This is a genomic window from Streptomyces sp. AB3(2024) (assembly GCF_041862025.1).
GTDB lineage: Bacteria > Actinomycetota > Actinomycetes > Streptomycetales > Streptomycetaceae > Streptomyces.
The window spans coordinates 1-20078 of the sequence record NZ_JBGWAB010000135.1; the positions used below are offsets into that span (position 1 = coordinate 1).

A 20078-nucleotide genomic window follows, 5' to 3' on the forward strand; every position below is an offset into this window, starting at 1 on the left:
GATCCACCCCACCCTCTCCAAGGTCTACTCCCTGGAAGACACCGGGCAGGCCGCCTACGACGTCCACCGCAACCTCCACCAGGGCAAGGTCGGCGTCCTCGCCCTCGCCCCCGAGGAGGGCCTCGGCATCCGCGACCACGAACTGCGCGCCCGGCACCTGGACGCCATCAACCGCTTCCGTCCCGGCGGTGACCCCCTCGGCGCCTGACCCCGCACGCCGGGGGCCGGCGCCGTCTGCCCGCCCCCGGTGGCGACCCCCCGGCGCCGGGGGGTCGCGCGGGGTGCCGTTCAGGGGGCGCGGACCACCATGGCCGCGTTGAACCCGCCGCGGCCCCGGGCCAGGACCAGAGCCGTACGCAGCCGCTCCGGGCGCCGCGGGCCGGTCACCAGGTCGACCGGGCAGTCCGCGGCGGGCCGGCCGGTGTGGACGGTCGGCGGGATGACCCCGTCGCGCAGGGACAGCAGCGCGGCGGCCAGGTCGAGGGCCGCGCCGCCCGCGCCGAGGCGGCCCGTCATGGTCTTGGGCGCGGTCACCGGGACTCCGTACTCCCCGAAGAGGGAGGTGATCGCCCGCGCCTCGTCGCGGTCCGCGTCCCGCCGGCCCGCCGCGTCGGCGAAGACCACGTCGACCTCGTCCGGGGCGGCGCCGGCCTCGCGCAGGGCCTGGCGGGCGGCGTCGCCGAGCCGGGGGGCGCCGCCCGAGCCGGGCCGCGGGTCGAAGGTGGCGGCGTACCCGGCCACCGTTCCGTAGCCGGTGGCTCCGCGTTCGCGGGCGGCGGCGGCGTCCTCCAGGATCAGCAGGGCGCCGCCCTCACCGACCACGTGCCCGTCGGCGTCGGCGGAGAAGGGCAGGTAGGCCCGCCGCGGGTCCTCGCGGGTGCTGAGTTCACCGCCGGCGAGGTGGGCGGCCCAGCCCCAGGGGCAGAGCGAGGAGTCCATGCCGCCGGTGACGAGCAGCCGGGTGCCCTTGCGGAGCTGGCGTCGGGCCTGGGCCACCGCGTCGAGGCCGCCGGCCTGCTCGCTGACCAGGACGCTGTTGGGGCCGCGCAGGCCGTTCCTGATGGAGATCTGGCCGCTGTTGACGGCGTAGAACCAGGCGAAGGACTGGTAGGCGCTGACGTACTGGCTGCCCTTGCTCCACAGCGCCTGGAGCTCGCGCTGGCCGAACTCGTAGCCGCCCGCGGAGCTGGCGGTGATGACGCCCGCCGCGTAGTCGGGCAGGGCGGCCGGGTCCACGCCGGCGTCGGCGAGGGCCTCGTCGGCCGCGGTGAGGGCGAGCCGGGTCACGTGGTCGGTCTGCGGCAGGAGCCGGCCGGGGAGGTGGTCGGCGGCGTCGAAGTCGCGGACCTCGCCGGCCAGCCTGGCCGGATACCGGTCGGGATCGAAGCGGGTGAGCGGGCGGATGCCGCTCTCGCCGCGCAGCACCGCGGCCCACCAGGCCTCGGTGCCCAGCCCGTTGGGGGCGGTGACGCCGATGCCGGTGACGACGGGCGCGGCCGGCCCGGTCCCGGTTCCGGCGGCGGTCCCGGGGGCGGTGGCGGTGTCCGTGGTCATGCGGCATCTCCCAGGCGCGGTCGGGTCAGGATCATGGCGCTCTGGAAGCCGCCGAAGCCGCTGCCGACGCTCAGCACCGTGTCGGTGCGGTGCTCCCGGGCGGTCAGCGGGACGTAGTCCAGGTCGCACAGGGGGTCCGGGGTGCGCAGGTTGGCGGTCGGGGGGACCGTGTGGTGCGCGATGGCCAGGGCGCTGGCGGCCACCTCCAGGGAGCCGATCGCGCCGAGCGAGTGGCCGATCATCGATTTGATGGAGCTGACCGGGACCGCGTGGGCGTGCTCGCCGAGGCTGCGCTTGAAGGCGGCCGTCTCGTGGCGGTCGTTCTGCTTGGTGCCGGAGCCGTGCGCGTTGACGTAGTCGACGGCGGTGGGGTCGAGGCGGGCCTCGTCGAGGGCGACGGTGATCGCCTCGGCCATCTCGACGCCCTCGGAGCGCAGCCCGGTCATGTGGTAGGCGTTGCCGCGGCTGGCGAAACCGGCGATCTCCGCGTAGACGGTCGCGCCGCGCCGGCGGGCGCTCTCCAGCTCCTCCAGGACCAGCACGGCCGAACCCTCGCCGAGGACGAACCCGTTGCGGGTGGCGTCGAAGGGGCGGGAGGCGGTCTCCGGGTCCTCGTTGTTCGGGGAGGTGGCCTTGATGGCGTCGAAGCAGGCGACGGTGATGGGGGAGACGGGGGCCTCGGTGGCCCCGGTGACCATCACGTCGGCGCTGCCCTCGCGGATCAGCTCGACGGCGTGCCCGATGGAGTCCAGCCCCGAGGTGCAGCCGGTGGAGACCAGGGCGACGGGCCCCTGCGCCGACACCCGCCAGGCCACCTCGGCCGCGAGCGAGCTGGGCACGAAGTAGTCGAACAGGTGCGGGACGGCGAGGGTGTGGTCGACCTGCCAGGTGGATCCGCCCCGGCTGACGGCGTCGTACTCGGTGTCGAGGCCGGTGGTGCAGCCGACGGCGCTGCCCAGCGAGACCCCGGTACGGGCCGGGTCCAGCGCCGAGGTGTCCAGGCCGCTGTCGAGGAGGGCCTCGTCGGCGGCGACGAGGGCGAACTGCGCGGCCCGGTCCAGGCGCGCGGCCTCCTCGGGGGTGAACCCGTGGGCGAGCGGGTCGAAGTCGACCTCGGCCGCGATCCGGGAGCGGTATCCGGTGGCGTCGAAGAGGCTGATGGCGCGGGTGGCGGTGCGCCCGGAGGTGAGCCGGGCCCAGAACTGCCCGGTGCCCACTCCCCCGGGCGCGACGACGCCGATCCCGGTGATGACGACGCGGCGGCTCATGGGGTGTCCTTCACGGTGAGTCCTTCTTCGGTGCGGTGCCGGGCCCGCACCGACGCGCGCAGGGCGTCGGTGACGGTGCGTACGTCGGCGTCGGTCAGACCCGGGTGCAGGGGCAGGCGCACGGTGCGGTCGACCGCCCAGTCGCAGGAGGGGAGGGCGGCCGGCGCCTCCTCGGGGTCGTCGGCCGGGAACCGGTGCAGGGGGGCGTGGTGGGAGGTGGTGTAGATCTCCTCGGCGAGGAGGTCGGCGACGACCCCGGCGCGGATGGCCGGGTCCATCTGCACCCAGTAGAGGCACTCGGTGGACTCGTGGTCCTCGGGCAGCGGCGGCGGCGTCAGCAGCCCCTCGGTCCCTTCGAGCAGCCGGTCGTACCGGCCCGCGATCTCCTTGCGCCGTTCGATCATCTCCGGGAGCCGGCGCAGCTGTACGGAGCCGATGGCGGCCGTCAGGTCGTTGCCGAGGATGCCGCGGCCGTATTCGGGCAGGTCCGGTTCGCCCGGCCCGCAGGGCGGCGTGCCGTGGCCGAAGCCGCTGGCGCGGACCAGGCCGTGGCGGGCGAGGTGGCGGGTGCGGGCGGCCCGCTCGGGGTCCTTGGCGTAGACCATGCCCCCGTCGCCGGTGACCAGGACCCGGCCCGCGTCGAAGCTCCAGACGGCGAGGTCGCCGAAGGTGCCGGCGGGGCGGTCGCCGACCCGGGAGGCCAGGGAGCAGGAGCCGTCCTCGATGAGGACGACGCCGAGTTCGCGGCAGCGGGCGGCGATCCGTACGACGTCGCCGGCCCGGCCTCCGTAGTGCAGCAGCAGCACCGCCCGGGTGCGGTCGCCGAGGTGGACCTCGATGTCCTCCAGGGAGGGGTTGAGGCCGCGCCGGTCCACGTCGCAGAAGACCGGCCGGCCGCCGCGCGCGGCGATGGCCTCGGCCGTGGCGGGGACACCGATGGAGGGCAGGACGACCTCGTCGCCGGGGCGCAGGCCGAGGGTCTCCATGGCCAGGTGCAGTGCGGTGGCGCCCGAGCTGGTGAACACGGTGTGGCCCGTGGGGACGCCCAGGTGGGCGGCGAAGGCCGCCTCGAAGGCCTCGGTGCGTCGTCCGTTGCCCAGCCGCCGGTCCTCGAACACCCCGGCGACCGCGTCGAGTTCCTCAGCTCCGACCTGCGGCTGGAAGAGATTGATCATGGTCGCCTCTCGCGTGCGGTGTCGCGTCGAGCTTGTGGACACCCGCTCGACCCCCGATGGAGAGCCGGTGGTCCGGCGGCCGTGCGCGGCGCGCGCGGGGCACCGCCGCGGGTCCGGCCGGGGCCGGTGCGCGCCGGGTACCAGGGCCCTTCGAGCCCCCCTCCACCGCCGTACCGGAGTCTCCGCGTGCGCCACCCGTCGATTTCGCCGAGGAGTTCTCATGCCGGACCAGACCAAGCGTGTTGCCGTCGTCACCGGGGCGACGAGCGGAATCGGGCTGGAGGTGGCCCGTACGCTCGCCGCGTCGGGACACCGGGTCTTCATCGGTGCCCGGGACGCGCAGAACGTCGAGCGCACCGTGAAGGAGCTCACCGCCGAGGGCCTTGAGGTGGACGGCGCGAGCGTCGACGTCCGCAGCGGCGAGGGCGTCCGGGCGTGGATCGAGGCGGCCGTCGCCCGTTTCGGCACCCTCGACGTCGTCGTCAACAACGCCGGACGCTCGGGCGGCGGGGTCACCGCCGACCTCGCGGACGAGCTGTGGAACGACGTCATCGAGACCAATCTGACCAGTGTCTTCCGGGTCACCCGCGAGGCCCTGAACACGGGTGGCCTGCGGGCCAAGAACCGCGGCCGCATCATCAACATCGCCTCCACCGCGGGCAAGCAGGGCGTGGTCCTGGGCGCCCCCTACTCGGCGTCCAAGCACGGCGTGGTCGGTTTCACCAAGGCGCTGGGCAACGAGCTGGCCCCGACGGGCATCACCGTCAACGCCGTCTGCCCCGGCTACGTCGAGACCCCGATGGCCGAGCGCGTGCGCCAGGGCTACGCCGCCGCCTACGGGACCTCCGAGGAGGCGGTGCTGGAGAAGTTCCGGGCGAAGATCCCGCTCGGCCGTTACTCGACCCCGCAGGAGGTCGCCGGACTGGTGGGCTACCTCGCCTCCGACACCGCCGCCTCCATCACCTCGCAGGCCCTCAACGTCTGCGGCGGCCTCGGCAACTTCTGAGCCCCGTCCCCGTACGCCCGCGCGTGCGGCCGGACGCACCCGATCACGAACCCCGATCCCGAGGAGCACGACCATGCCGCAGCCCGGCCCCCGCGAAGTGGAGCACGAGATCACGGTCTCCGCCCCGGCCGCCGCCGTGTACCGCCTGATCGCCGAGGTCCGCAACTGGCCGCGGATCTTCCCCCCGACCATCTACGTGGACCACACCCCGCTCGGCGGGGACGAGGAGCGCATCCGCATCTGGGCCACCGCCAACGGCGAGCCCAAGAACTGGACCTCCCGGCGGACCCTGGACCCGGAGCGGCTGACGATCACCTTCCGCCAGGAGGTGCCCGCCCCGCCGGTCGCCGCCATGGGCGGGACGTGGATCATCGAGGCGCTGTCGCCGGACTCCTCGCGGGTGCGGCTGCTGCACGACTACCGGGCCGTCGACGACGACCCCGGGAGCCTGGCCTGGATCGACCGGGCCGTCGACCGCAACTCCCGCTCCGAGCTGGACGCGCTCAAGACCAACGTCGAGCACGCCCACGCCACCGAGGACCTGACCTTCTCCTTCGAGGACACGGTGCGCGTCGAGGGTTCCGCCTCGGACGTCTTCGACTTCGTCAACGAGGCGGACCTGTGGCCCGAGCGGCTGCCCCACGTGGCGGTCGTCCGGCTCACCGAGGACACCCCCGGCCTCCAGGAGCTGGAGATGGACACCCGCGCGAAGGACGGCTCGGTGCACACCACCAAGTCCTACCGGGTGACCTTCCCGTACGAGCGGATCGCCTACAAGCAGACGACCCTGCCCGCGCTGATGAGCCTGCACACGGGGTACTGGACGTTCACCGAGGACGGCGAGGGCGGCGTCCTGGCCTCCTCCCAGCACACGGTGACCCTCAACACCGCCAACATCGCGCGGGTGCTGGGCCCCGCCGCGACGGTGGAGGACGCCCGCGCCTACGTGCGCACGGCGCTGAGCACCAACAGCACGGCGACCCTGCACCACGCCCGGGACTTCGCGCAGGGCCGGACCCGACGGTTCGCCGAGCGCCGCGCCGGGGTCTGAGGGGTCCGGGAGCCCGCGGGACGGAAGCACCGGGGGACCGGCATCCCGGAGCCCCGCGGGACCGGACGGCCCGCGGTCCGGCCCCGGACGGGTCACCAGCCCAGGCCGCCGTTGACCTCCAGGACGTGGCCGTTGACGTAGGAGGCGCCCGCCCCCGCGAGGTAGACGGCGGCGCCGGCGACCTCCTCGCCCCGGCCCATCCGGCCCACCGAGACCTTGGGCGCGTACCGGCTCCACACCTGCGGGTTCTGCTTCAGCCGCCGGCCCATGCCCTCGTCGATGAACCCGGGTGACAGGCAGTTGACGGTGATGCCCTTCGGGGCCAGCTCCAGCGCGGCCACCTTGCTGAACATCTCCACCGCAGCCTTGGTGGCGCAGTACGGGGCGGCGCCCGGCGTGGGGCGGGAGGCCAGGGCGGAGGACAGGGCGATGATCCGGCCCGCCGGGCTGCGCTCCAGGTGCGGGACCGCCGCCTGGACGCAGTGGAAGAGGCCGCCCAGGTTGGTGTCGACCGCTTCGGCCCAGTCTCCGGCCGACAGCCCCACCAGGGGCCCGGGGCGGCTCACCCCCGCGTTGGCCACCAGGACGTCGATCCCGCCGAACCGCTCCGCGGCGCCGTCCATCAGCGCCCGCACGGACCCCGGGTCGCGTACGTCGGCCCGGTGGAAGACGGCACGGTCCCCGAGGGGCGCCAGGGCCTCCCGCGCGCCCTCCACCCCCCGGGCGGCGACGACGACCCGGGCTCCCTCGGCGACGAACGCCTCGGTGATCCTGAGCCCCAGGCCCTTCGTCCCGCCGGTGACCACGGCCACCCTGCCGTCGAGTTCCACCCGTTGCCCCCGTTCCTTCTCCGACGCCCGTTGCGCGTCCAGCTTCCGCCGGTGCCGTCTCGGGCCGCTGGAGGGACGGCGTGAGGGACGGGTGGGGGACGGCGTGAGGGCCCGGTCCGGCGTCCGCGGACCCCTCCGCCCACCGGTTGACCTCAAGTCGACTTGAGGTCATAGGTTCTGGATCACCGGGCCGCGAGGCCCCCAGTCACCCGGTGGAAGAGGTACTGCCATGTCCGTCAGCCCGCTCAAGGTAGGCGTCCTGATCGCCAGCGTCCGCACCGGCCGCTTCGCCGACACGGTCTCCCGCTGGTTCCTCTCCGAGGCCGCCGGCCGCGAGGACATGGAGTTCCACGTCATCGACCTGGCCGAACCGGAACTCTTCGAGGAGCTCAGACTCACCCTCGAACCGGCGGTGCCCGGCCCGACCCCCCGCCTCGCCGAACGGGTCGCGGCCCTGGACGCGTTCGTGGTGCTCACCCCGGAGTACAACCACGGCTACCCGGCCTCGCTCAAGCTGGCCCTGGACCACGTCTACGCCGGCTGGCGGGCCAAGCCCGTCGGTTTCGTCTCCTACGGCGGGATGGCCGGCGGCCACCGTGCCGTCGAGCAGCTGCGGCAGGTCTTCGCCGAACTGCACGCCGTCACGATGCGCGACACCGTCAGCTTCCACAACGCCTGGGAGAGGTTCGACGAGGAGGGCCGCCCCCACGACCAGGACGGCAGCGCCAAGGCCGCCTCCGTCCTGCTGGACCAGCTCGCCTGGTGGGGCGTCACCCTGCGCGACGGGCGCACCGCGCGTCCCTACGGGGGCTGAGCCCGGCCCGCCGTCAGACCCCCGAGCGCGCCGGAACCGGCGCCGCGGCCTGCGGCGAAACCTGTACGGGGGCCAGCAGCCGCGCCTGGAGCTGCTTGAGCTCCCGCGACGGCTCCAGCCCCAGCTCGTCGGCGAGGAGCCGGCGGACCTTCTGGTAGGCCTGGAGGGCCTCCGCGCGCCGCCCGGCGGCGCCGAGGGTGCCGATGAGCCGGCTGTGGAACCACTCGTTGAGCGGGTAGTCGTTGGTCAGCCGGCGCAGCTCCGGGATGGACTCGCGGTGCCAGCCCAGCTGTTCCTCGCAGGCGATGCGGATCTCGTAGGCCCGGATGCGCAGCTCCTCCAGGTGGACGACGTGGCCGCTCAGCGCGTCGCCGGTCGGGATGCCCGACAGGGCGGGCCCGCGCCACAGGTCGAGCGCCTCGCGGACGGTGCCCAGCGCGGTGAGGGGTTCGTCCGCCGCCAGCTCGGCCCGGGCCCGCGAGACGAGCTTCTCGAAGACCCGGATGTCGATCTCGTCGTCGTCCACCTGGATCGAGTAGCCGGGCGGGCTGGTGACGATCAGGCAGCGGCCGGCGGGTACCAGTTCCTCCTGCGCGAACATCCGGCGGGCGTGGTAGACGTACGTCTGGAGCGTCGTGACGGCGCTGCGCGGAGGCGTCTCGCCCCACAGCTCCTGGATGAGCGCGTCGGCCGTCACGATCTCGCCCGGCCGTGTCAGCAGCAGGGCCAGCGTCTGGCAGACCTTGGGGGTACCGGGCCGGTGGGTCCTGCCGTCGTCCGTGACGATCTCGAATGGTCCGATGAGCTGGAAACGCATGGGTGATAACTCCTCGTCAGAAAGACGGCGGCAATTTCCGAACGGTCGTCGACGGAGTCGGCTATGCGGTGATGGGGGGCGGTCCGCCTGGATTATAAGAAGTCTCTTCCAGTCCTCAGACGCACGTCAACCGGCCGGATGTCAGGGCGCCGTCAACTTGCGTCAGCATTCGGAAATGCTTTTCGCAGATTTCTGCCGCACGCGTCCGGAAACGCAAAAAGACGGCCGCCCCGCCGGATTTCTCCGACGGGGCGGCCGTGTTCCGTGACCGGCTCTCTCCTACTCTCCGAGCAGGTACCGGATGTGCTTGACCAGCTCGCCGATGTCCGGGGTGCGGAGCAGGCTGTAGTGGTCGGCGTCGAGGTCGATGACCGTCGGCGGCTCGGCGGAATAGCCGTTGCTGTTCTCGATGAACGAGTAGTCGTCGCCGCGGGCCTTGAAAATGGTCACCGGCGCGTCGAGCGTGCGCTCGGCCAGCTCACGGAACGAGTACTCGAATTCGTAGGTCTGGCCCACGACCGAGATGATCCGCTTCGCCAGGTCGACGTCGATTCCCTTCAGCTCGCTGATGAACCCGGCGAAGGACTCCTCGTCCGTGGCGGATTCCAGGCACCTTTCCAGGTCCGGGCCCGAAATGGTGCCGGTGAACACCGAGAAGAGGATGGTCGTGTAGGCGCGGTTGGCGAAGGACGCCTCACGGCCGTACACCTTGCCGTTCTCGGCGCGCACGGTCGGCGAGCCCGGGGCGATCAGGAAGAGGTTGTCGACCTTCTCGCCCGCCTGCTCCAGCTGGTAGGCGGTCTCGAAGGCGACGCGGGCGCCGAAGGAGTAGCCCCACAGGGTGTAGGGGCCCTTCGGCTGGAGCTCCTTGATGGCCTCGATGTCGGCCTTGGCCATCTCCGTGATGGTCGCGTACGGGGCCTCGCCCTCGTTGATCCCGTGCGCCTGGATGCCGTAGAACGAGCGGCCGAGGCCGATCTCGCCGGCCAGGGTGCGCAGGTTCATCGGGTATCCGCCCAGGCCCGGCCAGCACAGCACCGGGCGGTCCTTGCCGGTCTCGGCGTGCAGGCGCACCAGGCGGGAGGACTCCTGCGCGACCTCGCGCTCCAGTCGGCGGGAGAGCTTCTCGACCGTGGGGGACTCCAGGACGGACTGCAGCGGCAGGGAGACGCCCAGGCGCGAGTTGAGCTCGCGGATGAGGCCGACGGCGATCAGCGAGTTGCCGCCCGACTCGAAGAAGTCGTCCTGGACCGAGACGCTCTCGCGGCGCAGGGACTTGGCCCAGACCTCCGCGATCTCCTTCTCGGTCTCGGTGCGCGGGGCGACGAAGGGGCGCTCCACGAGCTCGGCGTTGACCTGGTCGGAGACGGCCAGCGCCTTCACGTCGATCTTGCCGTTGGCGGACAGCGGCAGCCGCTCGAACACCACGACCCGGTTCGGGATCATGTAGTCCGGCAGGAAGCTGACGAGGTCGTCACGGATCAGCTCCGCCGGACCGCGCATGTGGACGCTGTCCTCGCGCATGCCCTCGTGGCCGAGCTGCTCGTCGCTGATCCGGCCGCCGACGAAGAAGTACGACGGACCGCTCTCGACGCCGTTGGCGTGCAGGACGGAGTCGATCCGGCGCGAGGCCGGCAGCGGGTTGCCGGTCTTCGAGCTGTAGCCCGAGGACATGAAGCCCAGGCCGAGGCCGTTCATCATCAGGTGCTGGAGCTTCTTGCCGAGGGTGACGTAGTGCATCCACTCCTCGGGGGCGCGGCTGACCACCGAGATGCCGAAGCTGGCGGCCTGGTACACCGACTGGTTGATCGCGATGACGTGCTTCTTGAGGACGATGTCGTCCGAGAAGCGGGTGAGCGTGCCGTCCGCGTAGCGGTACTGGCCCTCGGGGAGGTTCGCGACCTTGCTGCCGTGCGTCTGGACGTAGACCTCGGCGTGGTCCTCGCGCCGGCCCGCGTGCGGGACCAGCTCGAAGGTGCCCAGGTAGAAGTCCTCCTCGGGGACGTCCAGCAGGTCGCGGACGGCCGGCTCGTACGCCAGGTCGCGGATGTCGAGGCCGTAGGACGGCAGCACCTGCTCGAAGAGGCCGACGATGTGGCCGGTCTCGATCTCCAGGACCTCCTGGATGTTGTTCTTGTAGACCGGCTCGATGCCGCCGCGCTTGCCGATGAAGTGGATGTGGGCGGTGGGCTTGCCGGTGGCGGCCTTCTCGCTGATCAGGACGAGCTGGTGGCGCTGCGGCTGGTAGTAGTAGTAGCCCGGCTGCAGCCCGCCGACGCCCTCCAGCTCGAAGTACAGCTGCGTCGCGTACAGCGCGCCCGGGGAGGCGTAGCCGTACTTGGGGAGCAGCCGCTCCTCGCTGAGGTACTGGCCGAACCAGCGCAGGATCTGGCCCAGTTCGGCGGGCGCCAGGTCGGCGGCCTTGCGCGAGTAGGCTGCGGGGACCTGTCCGCCGAGGAGCGCCAGCAGGTCGGACTCGGTGACCGCGCCGCCCTCGTAGAAGCGGTACGTCTTGCGGGCGAAGACGCGGCTGCGCTGCTCGGGGGTCGGCTCGGCGCCCGGCAGGTCGTAGGCGGTGCGGGCGGCGAGGTCGGCGTCGTCGCGCAGGCCCGGGTTGGACAGCTGCGCCTTGACCTGGAGCTTGCTCTTCTTCGAGGCGTGGTGGGAGCCGTGGTTGCCCTGGTCCATCAGGGCGGCTTCCTTCTCGCTCAGCTCGACGCAGGCGATGAGGTTCTGGAAACCGGTGCGGCCGTCGTTCTTGACGATGACGGCCGCGTTGCGCACCCAGTCGTGGTTCTCGATCGCCAGGGATATCTCGTCCAGCTCGACGCGGTAGCCGCGCAGCTTGACCTGGTTGTCGGCGCGGCCGGCGAACTGCACGGTGCCGTCCGGGTTCCACTGGCCCAGGTCGCCCGTCTTGTACAGGCGCTTGGGCGCGGCGCCCTCGGTGAGCGCGATCTCCAGGAAGCGCTCGGCGGTCAAGTCGGGGCGGTGCAGGTAGCCGCGCGCCAGCTGGACGCCGCCGATGTAGAGCTCGCCGATCTCCCCGACGCCGACGGGCTTGAGGTCCTCCTTGCCGAGGATGTGGTACTCGGTGCCGGCCACCGGGGCGCCGATGGAGATGGACTGCGGTGCCTCGTCCAGCTCGGCGGGATCGACCGCGTACGAGGAGGAGTTGATGGTGCACTCGGTCGGCCCGTAGATGTTGACCAGGGCGCGGCCCGGCATCTCCTGCGTGGTCTGGATCGCCAGGAGGCGCGAGAGGGCCTCGCCGCCGCTGAAGATCTGCTGCAGGGAGGTGCACTCGGGGAACTTCTCGGTGTCGAGCAGGCCCTGGAGCAGGGTGGGGACGCACTGCAGGGTGGTCACGCCGTACTTGACGATGGTCTCGATGAGGCCCTCGGGGTCGGCGTAGACGCCGGGGGCGCCCATGACGACGGTGGCGCCGTTGGCCGGGGAGAGGATCTCCCACTGGGCGGCGTCGAAGCTCATCGGGGTCTTCTGCAGGATGGTCTTGCTGCGGTCGATGCCGTAGGTCTCGCGCAGCCAGCCGAGCTGGCTGACGATGCTGTGGTGCTCGATCATCACGCCCTTCGGCTTGCCCGTGCTGCCGGAGGTGTAGATGACGTAGGCGAGGCTGTCGGGGCGGGCGCCCTCGATGGCCGGGGCCACCTGGCCCTCGGGCCGGACGAACGCCTCGGACTCGCGCAGGGTGACGACCTTGACGTCCTGCGGGGCGAGCTCGCGCAGGCGGGAGACCAGGCGCTGCTGCGCCAGGATGATCTTCGCCTGGCTGTTCTCGATCATGTACCGCAGCCGGTCCTCGGGGTACTCCGGGGACAGCGGCAGGTAGGCGGCGCCGGCGGACAGGATGCCCCAGGCGCCGACCATCAGATCGATGGACGGCTCGACGAAGAGGCCGACGCAGTCGTCCGTCGAGACCCCGAGGTGTCTGAGGTACTCGGCGAGGGCGGAGCTTCTGGACGCCAGCTCGCGGTAGGTGAGCTTCTCGTCCCGGTAGGCGACGGCGGTCGCCTCGGGGTGCTCCGCGACCCGCTTCGCCAGCAGGTCGGGCAACGTGGTGGTGCCGCGCAGGGTGGGCTCGAGCACGCTGGTCTCCTGAAGAGTCATTTCCCGCTTCCTTACGTTCCGTTGTGGAGCAACGGGCGCGTGCGAAACGCCCCCGCGCCGGGCTCCGGTGTGTCGGTGAGCCCGCGATGCGACACCTCACCGGCGTGTGGAGAGCGGGTCCGCCCGGAGGCGGACGCCGCGGCACGGTGGGCGTCGGAGGCCGGAGCGACTGTCCGGCCGGGAAAACCGAAGAACGAGGGCGCGAGGCCGGAGCCTCACCACCCGGGATGACCGGAACGGCGCGGTGCGTGCGGCCGCCCTCCCCCAACGGACGGACGGGCCCCCGTCGGCCCGTCCGTCCGGGCGTTCACCGGCTCTGGAGGAGCCGGGTCACTGATCCGTTCTCGAAGACCTCGCGAGAGGCTCCGGCGATGAGCGGGGCGATGGACAGGACGGTGACCTTGTCCAGTCCGAGGGCCCCGGGCACCGGCAGGGTGTCCGTGAAGACGAACTCGCTGACGCGGGAGTTCTTCAGCCGGTCCGCGGCGGGGCCGGAGAGCACCCCGTGCGTGGCCGCAACGATGACGTCCTTCGCCCCCTGGGCGAAGAGGGCGTCGGCCGCGGCGCAGATGGTGCCGCCGGTGTCGATCATGTCGTCGACCAGGACGCAGACGCGGTCGCGCACGTCGCCGACCACCTCGTGGGCCGTGACCTGGTGGGCCACGTCCTTGTCGCGCCTCTTGTGGACGATCGCGAGCGGGGCGCCCAGCCGGTCGCACCAGCCGTCCGCCACGCGCACGCGGCCGGCGTCGGGCGAGACCACGGTCAGGTCCTCGCGGTCCACCTTGGAGCCGATGTAGTCCGCGAGGACCGGCATGGCGAAGAGGTGGTCCACGGGGCCGTCGAAGAACCCCTGGATCTGGTCGGCGTGCAGGTCCACCGTGAGGATCCGGTCCGCGCCGGCCGTCTTGAGCAGGTCCGCCACCAGGCGGGCCGAGATGGGCTCCCGGCCGCTGTGCTTGCGGTCCTGGCGGGCGTACCCGTAGAACGGCAGGATCACGGTGATGCTGCGGGCCGAGGCGCGCTTCAGCGCGTCGATCATGATCAGCTGTTCCATGATCGACTTGTTGATCGGCGCCGTGTGGCTCTGGACCACGAAGCAGTCCGCGCCGCGCACCGAGGCGTGGTAGCGGATGTAGATCTCGCCGTTGGCGAAGTCGATCGCCTTCGTCGGGACCAGCGTCGTACCCAGCTCGGCGGCGATCGCCTCGGCCAGCTCGGGGTGTGCGCGCCCCGAGAACAGCAGCATCTGCCCGGTCTCGCTCACGCCGCGCCGGCCTCGGCGAGCGTCGGGTAGTCGGTGTAACCGGTGTGGTCGCCACCGTAGAACTTGCTCTGGTCGGCCTCGGCCAGCGCGGCGCCCGTGCGGATGCGCTCCGTCAGGTCCGGGTTGGCGAGGAAGGCCGAGCCGAAGGCGACCGCGCAGGCGACCCCGGTCTCCAGCGCCTCGGTGGCGATCTCGGCCGAGACCGGGACGCCGTTCTCCGGGTGCGGGCACAGGATGATCGTGCCGGTCCACTGCGCGCGCAGGGCGGCGATGTGGTCGCGGTTGCCGCCCTCCAGGATGTGCAGGAAGGCCACCGGCGGGAGGGCCGCGACGAGCGCCTCGTAGAGGGCGTGGGTGTCGCCCTCGACGATGTCGTTGTACGGGTTCGACGGCGAGATGCGCACGCCGACGCGGTCGGCGCCGATGCGCTCGGAGACCGCCTCGATCACCTCGATCGCGAAGCGGACGCGGTTCTCGACCGAGCCGCCGTACTGGTCGGTGCGCTGGTTGCTGTTCTCCGCCAGGAACTGGTGGAGCAGGAAGCCGTTGCCCGCGTGGACCTCGACGCCGTCGAAGCCGGCCTCGATGGCGAGCTCGGCGGCGTCCGCGTGCTCCTTGACGACCTCGGCGATCTCCTCGACCGTCAGGGCGCGCGGCTCGGGGTAGTCCAGCGGACCCTCGGGGCCGTAGGCCTGGCCGGCCGCGGCGACGGCGGACGGGGCGACCGACTGGTGGCCGCTCGGGTACAGCGAGGGGTGGCCGATGCGGCCGGCGTGCATGAGCTGCACCACGATCTTGCCGCCGGCGGCGTGCACGGCCTCGGTGACGGGCTTCCAGGACTCGGCCTGCTCCTGGGTGTGCAGACCGGGGCTGTTGCCGAAGCCCTGGCCCACGGCGCTGGGCTGCGCGCCCTCGGTGATGATCAGGCCGGCGCCGGCCCGCTGGCCGTAGTAGGTGGCCATCAGGTCGGTGGCCAGGCCCTCGGCGGTCGCCCGGTTGCGGGACATGGGCGCCATGACCACTCGGTTGCTCAGGGCCAGCTTCCCCAGGGTGACCGGCTCGAACAGCTTCTCGGACATGTGTCTCTCCAGACTGAGGTCAACGCGTGGTGCGGTGGTGGAACGGAAAACGCCTGCGGACGGGACGGGTCAGCGGCCCGCGAGTTCGGCGAGGTGGCGGGAGTGGGCGACGGCGAGGCGGCCGGCCGCCTCGGCGCAGGAGGCGAGGACGGCCATGTTGGCCTTGGCCGAACGGCCCTCGGTCGCCGCGTCGACGGCGCGCATCAGGTACTTGGTGATGGCCTGGCCCGACACCCCGTCACGGGTGGCCTCGGCGACCGCGGCGCGGATGGCCGTGTCCACCTCGGTGGAGTCGATGGCGTCCTCCTCCCTGACCGGGGTGGTGATCAGGAAGGAGCTGTTGTTGCCGAGGGCCCAGTGGGCCTCGACGGCGCGGGCGATGACCTGCTCGTCGTCCAGGCGGTGGGGCGCCTTGTGGCCGCTCGTACGGCAGTAGAAGGCGGGGAAGTCGTCCGAGCGGTAGGCGACGACGGGGACGCACTGCGTCTCCAGGTACTCCAGGGTCAGACCGAGGTCGAGGATCATCTTCGCGCCCGCGCAGACGACGGCGACCTTGGAGCGGGTGAACTGGATGAGGTCCGAGGACACGTCCCAGGTCTCCTGGGCGCCCCGGTGCACGCCGCCGATGCCGGCGGACGAGAAGAACGGGATCCCCGCGAGCTCGGCCGCGACGACGGAGGTGGCCACGGTGGTGGCACCGAGGCCGCCCTGCGCCAGTACGACCGGCAGGTCCCGGCTGGACACCTTGGGGATGCCGGGCAGGGAGGCGAAGCGCTCGATGTCGGAGTCGCTCATGCCGACCCGGATCTCGCCGGCCTCGATGCAGATCGTCGCGGGTACGGCGCCACCGGCCCGTACGGCGTCCTCCACCTTGCGGGCGGTGGCCGCGTTGTCCGGGTAAGGAAGGCCGTGCGTGATGACGTTGCTCTCCAGGGCGACGACGGCCGCGCCCTCGTGGAGGGCCTCGCGGACCTCCTCGGTGTAGACGACGGGGATGCCGTTGCTTGCGCTCATCGGGGCTCTCTCAACTCTCGTTCCAGTAGCCGGGCGCTTTGATCAGCTCGTCCCGGCGGGCCGCTATCTCGGCGAGGACCTGGCTCTCCCAGTCCTCCGGTGTGACCGGCTCAAGGGAGATCGAGACGGTGTCCTCCCCGGTGGCGAAGGTGCTCGTCACAGCGACGGTGACCGCTTCGTCGATGGCCCTGAGCTGCTCCTCCGTGAAGTTCCTCGGGTAGTGCCTGACGTGGACGTGGGGCACGATCTCGGTCCTCTCACGGAGTGGTGCGCGTTCTGGTCTGTTGTCTGTGTGTGGGGGGGGGTGGGCGGCACACCGCGGACGGGGGAGACCGCGGTGTGCCACCACCGCTCCCCGCCCGCGCCCAGGGGGGAAGGGGCCGGCGGCGGGGAGTCTCGGGCGGGAGGCCGTCGGGGCGTTACGCCTCGACTGCTTCCCGCGGGGTCCGGCGGGCCGCCTCGGGCTCGGGCTCGGGCTTCGGCTGCCTGCGGCCCGGCCGCGGCTGGGCCAGGAACACCGCGCCGACGACCACCAGCGCTCCGACGATCTGGAGCGGCGAGAGCGACTGGTCGAGGACGAAGTAGCCGAGCAGGGTGGCCGCCAGGGGGGAGGCGAAGCTCAGGAACGAGACGGCCAGGGCGGGCAGGCGCTGTACGCCGCGGAACCAGATCGCGTAGGCGAACAGGGCCCCGATGACGCCGAGGTAGAGGAAGCCCCAGACGTTCTTGCCGGTGATCTCGTCGGGCAGGCCCTCGCCCATCAGCGCGATCGGGAGCAGGACCAGACCGCCGACGCTCAGCTGCCAGCCCGTGAAGGGCAGCAGGCCGACGCCCTCGGGGCGGCCCCAGCGCTTGGTCAGCACGATGCCGGAGGCCATGCTGAGCGCGCCCAGCAGGCCGGCGATGACACCGGTGGCGTTCAGCCCGGCGTTCGGCTGGAGGACGAGCAGCCCCACACCGGCCGCGCCGAGCGCACAGGCCGCCAGGTGGATCCGCTTGATCTTCTCCTTCAGCAGGACGGCGCCGAGCAGCAGCACGATCATCGGCTGGATGGACATCACCAGCGCGGCGACACCACCCGGCAGGTGGTAGGCGGCGACGAAGAGCAGGTAGAAGAAGGCGCCGATGTTCAGGACGCCCAGGACCAGGGCCCGCCACCACCAGATTCCCTTGGGCAGCGTCCGGCCGAAGAGCACCAGGATCAGCCCGGCGGGCAGGGCGCGCAGGACCGCCGCCAGCAGGGGGCGTCCCTCGGGCAGCAGTTCCGTGGTGACCAGGTACGTCGAACCCCAGATCGCGGGCGCCAACGCCGTGAGCGCGGAGTCCGCCAGGGTGCGGGAGCTCTTCATCGGGCGGCGCCCGAGTCGGTCGTACCGAAGAAGCGGTCACCGAAGTCGCCGATGCCCGGGATCATGAACGCGTGCTCGTTGAGGCGTTCCTCGACCGAGGAGGTGACGATCTTGACGGCCGGGTGCCGGCTGTGGACCGCGGCGATGCCCTCGGGCGCGGCGAGGAAGTTGACGAAGACGATGTTCTCCTCGCGGACGCCCGCTTCGAGGAGCACGCCGATGGCGGCGTTGGCGCTGCCGCCCGTGGCGAGCATCGGCTCCAGGAGCAGGACGTGCCGGTCCGCGATGTCGGCCGGCAGGTGCTGGTAGAGGAGGTGCGGGAGCTTGGTGGTCTTGTCCCGCTGGATGAGGACCTTGCCGATGCGGATGTTCGGCACGATCTCGCGCAGTTCGTCCACCATGGAGTCACCGGCCCGGATCACGGGCACGGCGCACAGCTTCGGACCGAACGTGAGCCCTTCGTAGGTCTCGCCGACCGGCGTGACGACCTTCTGCTTGTCGAACGGCAGCTGGTCGAGGGCCGATTCGAGCAGGAGCCGGATGATGCGCCGGGAGTAGAACACGAAGTCCGCGCGCGACGCGTCGCGGTCGCGGATGATCGTGTGCATGGCCCGGAGCTGGTTGGTCTGCGGCAGCGGGTGGACGTTGTGGTGGCCGGTCGCCATGAGAACCTGCTTCTCGTCGGTCGGTGGAGACGGGCTGCGGCCGGGCCCGGGGCCCAGGGGGCCCCGGGCGGCCGCAACCGCATGGTGGGGTGCCGGGGTCAGGAGCCCGCGATCTCGGCGAACGCCTTGCGCGACTCGGCCACGAACTTCGCGACCTTGGCGCGGTCCTTGCGGCGGTCGGCGCCCTCAAGGAGGCTGTGGGCGTCGACGGCGGCGGGCTTGACGAAGCGGATCGCGTCGGCGACGTTCTCCGGGCTCAGGCCGCCGGCCATCATCAGGGGCTTGGGGGAACGGCGCACGAGCTCGGCGCTGACGTTCCAGTCGTGGGTGAGGCCGGTGGCGCCCTTGGCACCGGTGGCCGGGTTGAAGGTGTCGGTGATGAACATGTCCACCACGTCCGCGACCTCGTCGACGAGCTTGAGCAGCTCCTCGGCGTTGTCCTCCTTCACGACCAGGCTCTTGAGCACGTAGAGGTCGGGGCGGTTGGCCTTGAGCTTGCGCAGCTGCTCCGGTTCGACGTCGCCGTGGAGCTGGACGGCCTTGACCCCGAGCTGGGTGGTGAACGCGCTGATCTCGTCGGCATCCGTCATGTAGCTGATGAGGACGCCCTCCTGGGGCGCGGTCAGGCCGGCGATGATCTCCGTGGCCGCGGCCTCGGAGATGTCGTCCTTGCCCGACGGGAGGCGGAGCGGGAAGCCGAACCAGTCAACGCCCTCCTCGGCCAGCAGCTTGGCCTCCTCGGCGTCGATGATGCCGGCGACCTGGACCAGGTCCTTCACGTCACTCATGTGTGTTCCTTTTCGGGATGAATCTCATGAATCAAAGCGAGTACAGGCAGAACGAGGTGACGTGCCCCGGTATGACGGATTCGTTACACGTCTCGGGATGCTCACGAAAAGCCTCATAGATGCCGATCCACGGGTCAACGGGCTTTATGTCAGATCCGCGTCAACCTTGTTCAGGTATCGGTCAGGGCGTCGCCACGGGGGCGGCGAGGGCCGCGTCGGCGGCGAGCAGGCGCTCCTCCAGGAAGGCGAGGACCCGCAGGTGGTAGGTGCGGGCGGCCCAGCCGAGACTGATGTTATGACCGGAATCGGGCTGGCGGACGGCCTCCGCGGCCCGCGGCAGCGGACTCAGGAGTTCCTCCAGAGCCGCGCCGTCGGTCCTCCACCACAGCTCCTGTTCCGCGAAGGTGAAGCGGACCGGAACCCCCACCCGGGCCGCGACCGCGGGGTACATGTCCGGCCAGCGCATGGTCTCCCTGGCCTCCAGGACCGGCACCGGACGGATGAGTTCCGCGCCCTGCCGGAAGGCGTCCGGCGGGTAGAACCGCAACGCCCCCCAGTGGCGGCGCCACTGGCCCCGCAGGTCCGCCGCCCCGGGCAGCTGCCCGAGTTCCACGGCGAAGCGCCGGCCGAGCCCGCACAGGTCCACGCCGAGCGGCGCGAAACCGCCCCCGGCGCCCGCGGCGGACAGGGCGAGCCGGCCGCCGTTGGAATGGGCCACGAGGAAGTAGCCCGCGCCGAGTTCGTGACCGCGGGCGAAGTCCTCCAGGGCCGCGAGGAGGGTCTCGGTCTGCCCGGCGAGCTCCTGCCCCTCGGGCAGCGCCGCCGCCGAGACCCCGTAGCCGGGCCGGTCCAGGGAGAGGACGGTGTAGCCCAGGGAGGCGCCCAGTTCGAGCAGCGAGAGCCCGGGGCGGGCCCGGCTGTCGAAGTAGCCGGCGCTCATGCCGGCGCCGTGCAGGGCCACCACGACGGCCCGGGGCACGGGCTGCGCCGGCAGGGCGAGCAGCCCCGACAGCGGGATCCCGCCCGCGTCGAGGGTGAGGGCCCGCACACCGGGCGTGCCGGGCTGTGGCGAGGTGGCCATACGGGTTCTCCTGGCGGATCGGGGGTCGGAAGGTCAGCGGCGCCCGGCCCGGGACCGGGCCAGGGCGATCCCCCAGGCCGCCCGGCGGCGCAGCAGCGTCGTCAGCGCGACGGACGGGAGGCGGCCCGCGGACGGCCGGCCCGGAACACGGGCCCGCGCGGGGTCCCGGCCCTGCGGGTGGGCACGGGC

At 72.0% G+C, this 20078-nt stretch carries 17 protein-coding genes and 1 pseudogene; 4 read left to right on the forward strand and 14 right to left on the reverse strand.

Features of this window, described 5'->3' with window-relative positions; translation table 11 throughout:
* Positions 1-208, forward strand: a pseudogene (locus ACEPPI_RS33935) (crotonyl-CoA carboxylase/reductase); the annotation flags it as partial.
* A gap of 80 nt (positions 209-288) precedes the next feature.
* Here ACEPPI_RS33935 and ACEPPI_RS33940 read toward each other — a convergent pair.
* From ACEPPI_RS33940 to ACEPPI_RS33950, 3 genes are read right to left on the reverse strand one after another with little or no spacing between them, the layout of a single operon-like run.
* Positions 289-1554, reverse strand: coding sequence for a ketosynthase chain-length factor (locus tag ACEPPI_RS33940; RefSeq protein ID WP_373919104.1), 1266 nt, complete (start codon positions 1552-1554; stop codon positions 289-291).
* A complete protein-coding gene (locus ACEPPI_RS33945; RefSeq protein WP_373919105.1) occupies positions 1551-2822 on the reverse strand; it encodes a beta-ketoacyl synthase in 1272 nt (423 codons plus the stop codon). Before ACEPPI_RS33945 ends, ACEPPI_RS33940 begins: the two co-directional genes overlap by 4 nt.
* Positions 2819-3997 (reverse strand): DegT/DnrJ/EryC1/StrS family aminotransferase, encoded by a 1179-nt coding sequence (locus ACEPPI_RS33950; protein ID WP_373919106.1) that lies wholly within the window; start codon positions 3995-3997, stop codon positions 2819-2821. The genes ACEPPI_RS33945 and ACEPPI_RS33950 overlap by 4 nt, the downstream gene beginning before the upstream one ends.
* A 220-nt stretch (positions 3998-4217) precedes the next feature.
* On the opposite strand from ACEPPI_RS33950, the gene fabG reads away from it, so the two are divergent.
* Together fabG and ACEPPI_RS33960 are read left to right on the forward strand one after the other, a co-directional pair.
* Complete coding sequence (gene fabG / locus ACEPPI_RS33955) at positions 4218-5003, forward strand: 3-oxoacyl-ACP reductase FabG (RefSeq protein WP_373919107.1); 786 nt, start codon at positions 4218-4220, stop codon at positions 5001-5003.
* Between the two features lie 73 nt (positions 5004-5076).
* The gene (locus ACEPPI_RS33960; RefSeq protein ID WP_373919108.1) at positions 5077-6054 is read left to right on the forward strand and encodes an aromatase/cyclase; all 978 of its coding nucleotides are present in this window, start codon (positions 5077-5079) and stop codon (positions 6052-6054) included.
* A 92-nt stretch (positions 6055-6146) separates the two neighbouring features.
* On the opposite strand, the gene ACEPPI_RS33965 is transcribed toward ACEPPI_RS33960, so the two are convergent.
* Positions 6147-6884 (reverse strand): SDR family NAD(P)-dependent oxidoreductase, encoded by a 738-nt coding sequence (locus tag ACEPPI_RS33965; RefSeq protein ID WP_373919109.1) that lies wholly within the window; start codon positions 6882-6884, stop codon positions 6147-6149.
* A 229-nt stretch (positions 6885-7113) separates the two neighbouring features.
* Here ACEPPI_RS33965 and ACEPPI_RS33970 point away from each other — a divergent pair, with 229 nt between their 5' ends.
* Positions 7114-7698, forward strand: a complete 585-nt coding sequence (locus ACEPPI_RS33970) for an NADPH-dependent FMN reductase (protein ID WP_373919110.1) — start codon at positions 7114-7116, stop codon at positions 7696-7698.
* Positions 7699-7711: 13 nt separating this feature from the next.
* Here the strand turns inward: ACEPPI_RS33970 and ACEPPI_RS33975 are convergent, their stop codons facing one another.
* From ACEPPI_RS33975 to ACEPPI_RS34020, 10 genes are all read right to left on the reverse strand, one after another.
* Entirely contained in the window at positions 7712-8515 is an 804-nt protein-coding gene (locus ACEPPI_RS33975; RefSeq protein WP_373919111.1) for a BTAD domain-containing putative transcriptional regulator, read from the reverse strand.
* A 279-nt stretch (positions 8516-8794) separates the two neighbouring features.
* Positions 8795-12646 (reverse strand): amino acid adenylation domain-containing protein, encoded by a 3852-nt coding sequence (locus ACEPPI_RS33980; RefSeq protein WP_373919112.1) that lies wholly within the window; start codon positions 12644-12646, stop codon positions 8795-8797.
* 307 nt (positions 12647-12953) lie between these two features.
* Complete coding sequence (locus tag ACEPPI_RS33985; protein ID WP_030237951.1) at positions 12954-13895, reverse strand: ribose-phosphate diphosphokinase; 942 nt, start codon at positions 13893-13895, stop codon at positions 12954-12956.
* A gap of 14 nt (positions 13896-13909) precedes the next feature.
* Positions 13910-14992, reverse strand: a complete 1083-nt coding sequence (locus ACEPPI_RS33990; RefSeq protein WP_331733560.1) for an alkene reductase — start codon at positions 14990-14992, stop codon at positions 13910-13912.
* 69 nt (positions 14993-15061) lie between these two features.
* The gene (locus ACEPPI_RS33995) at positions 15062-16006 is read right to left on the reverse strand and encodes a pseudouridine-5'-phosphate glycosidase (RefSeq protein ID WP_030237956.1); all 945 of its coding nucleotides are present in this window, start codon (positions 16004-16006) and stop codon (positions 15062-15064) included.
* A 10-nt stretch (positions 16007-16016) separates the two neighbouring features.
* The gene (locus ACEPPI_RS34000; RefSeq protein ID WP_373919113.1) at positions 16017-16250 is read right to left on the reverse strand and encodes a hypothetical protein; all 234 of its coding nucleotides are present in this window, start codon (positions 16248-16250) and stop codon (positions 16017-16019) included.
* Between the two features lie 175 nt (positions 16251-16425).
* A complete protein-coding gene (locus ACEPPI_RS34005; protein WP_373919114.1) occupies positions 16426-17355 on the reverse strand; it encodes an EamA family transporter in 930 nt (309 codons plus the stop codon).
* A complete protein-coding gene (gene upp, locus ACEPPI_RS34010; protein WP_373919115.1) occupies positions 17352-18020 on the reverse strand; it encodes a uracil phosphoribosyltransferase in 669 nt (222 codons plus the stop codon). The genes ACEPPI_RS34005 and upp overlap by 4 nt, the downstream gene beginning before the upstream one ends.
* Positions 18021-18118: 98 nt before the next feature.
* The gene (locus tag ACEPPI_RS34015) at positions 18119-18808 is read right to left on the reverse strand and encodes a phosphoribosylanthranilate isomerase (RefSeq protein ID WP_373919116.1); all 690 of its coding nucleotides are present in this window, start codon (positions 18806-18808) and stop codon (positions 18119-18121) included.
* Between the two features lie 181 nt (positions 18809-18989).
* Positions 18990-19889 (reverse strand): alpha/beta hydrolase, encoded by a 900-nt coding sequence (locus ACEPPI_RS34020; protein ID WP_373919118.1) that lies wholly within the window; start codon positions 19887-19889, stop codon positions 18990-18992.
* Positions 19890-20078: the final 189 nt, after the last annotated feature.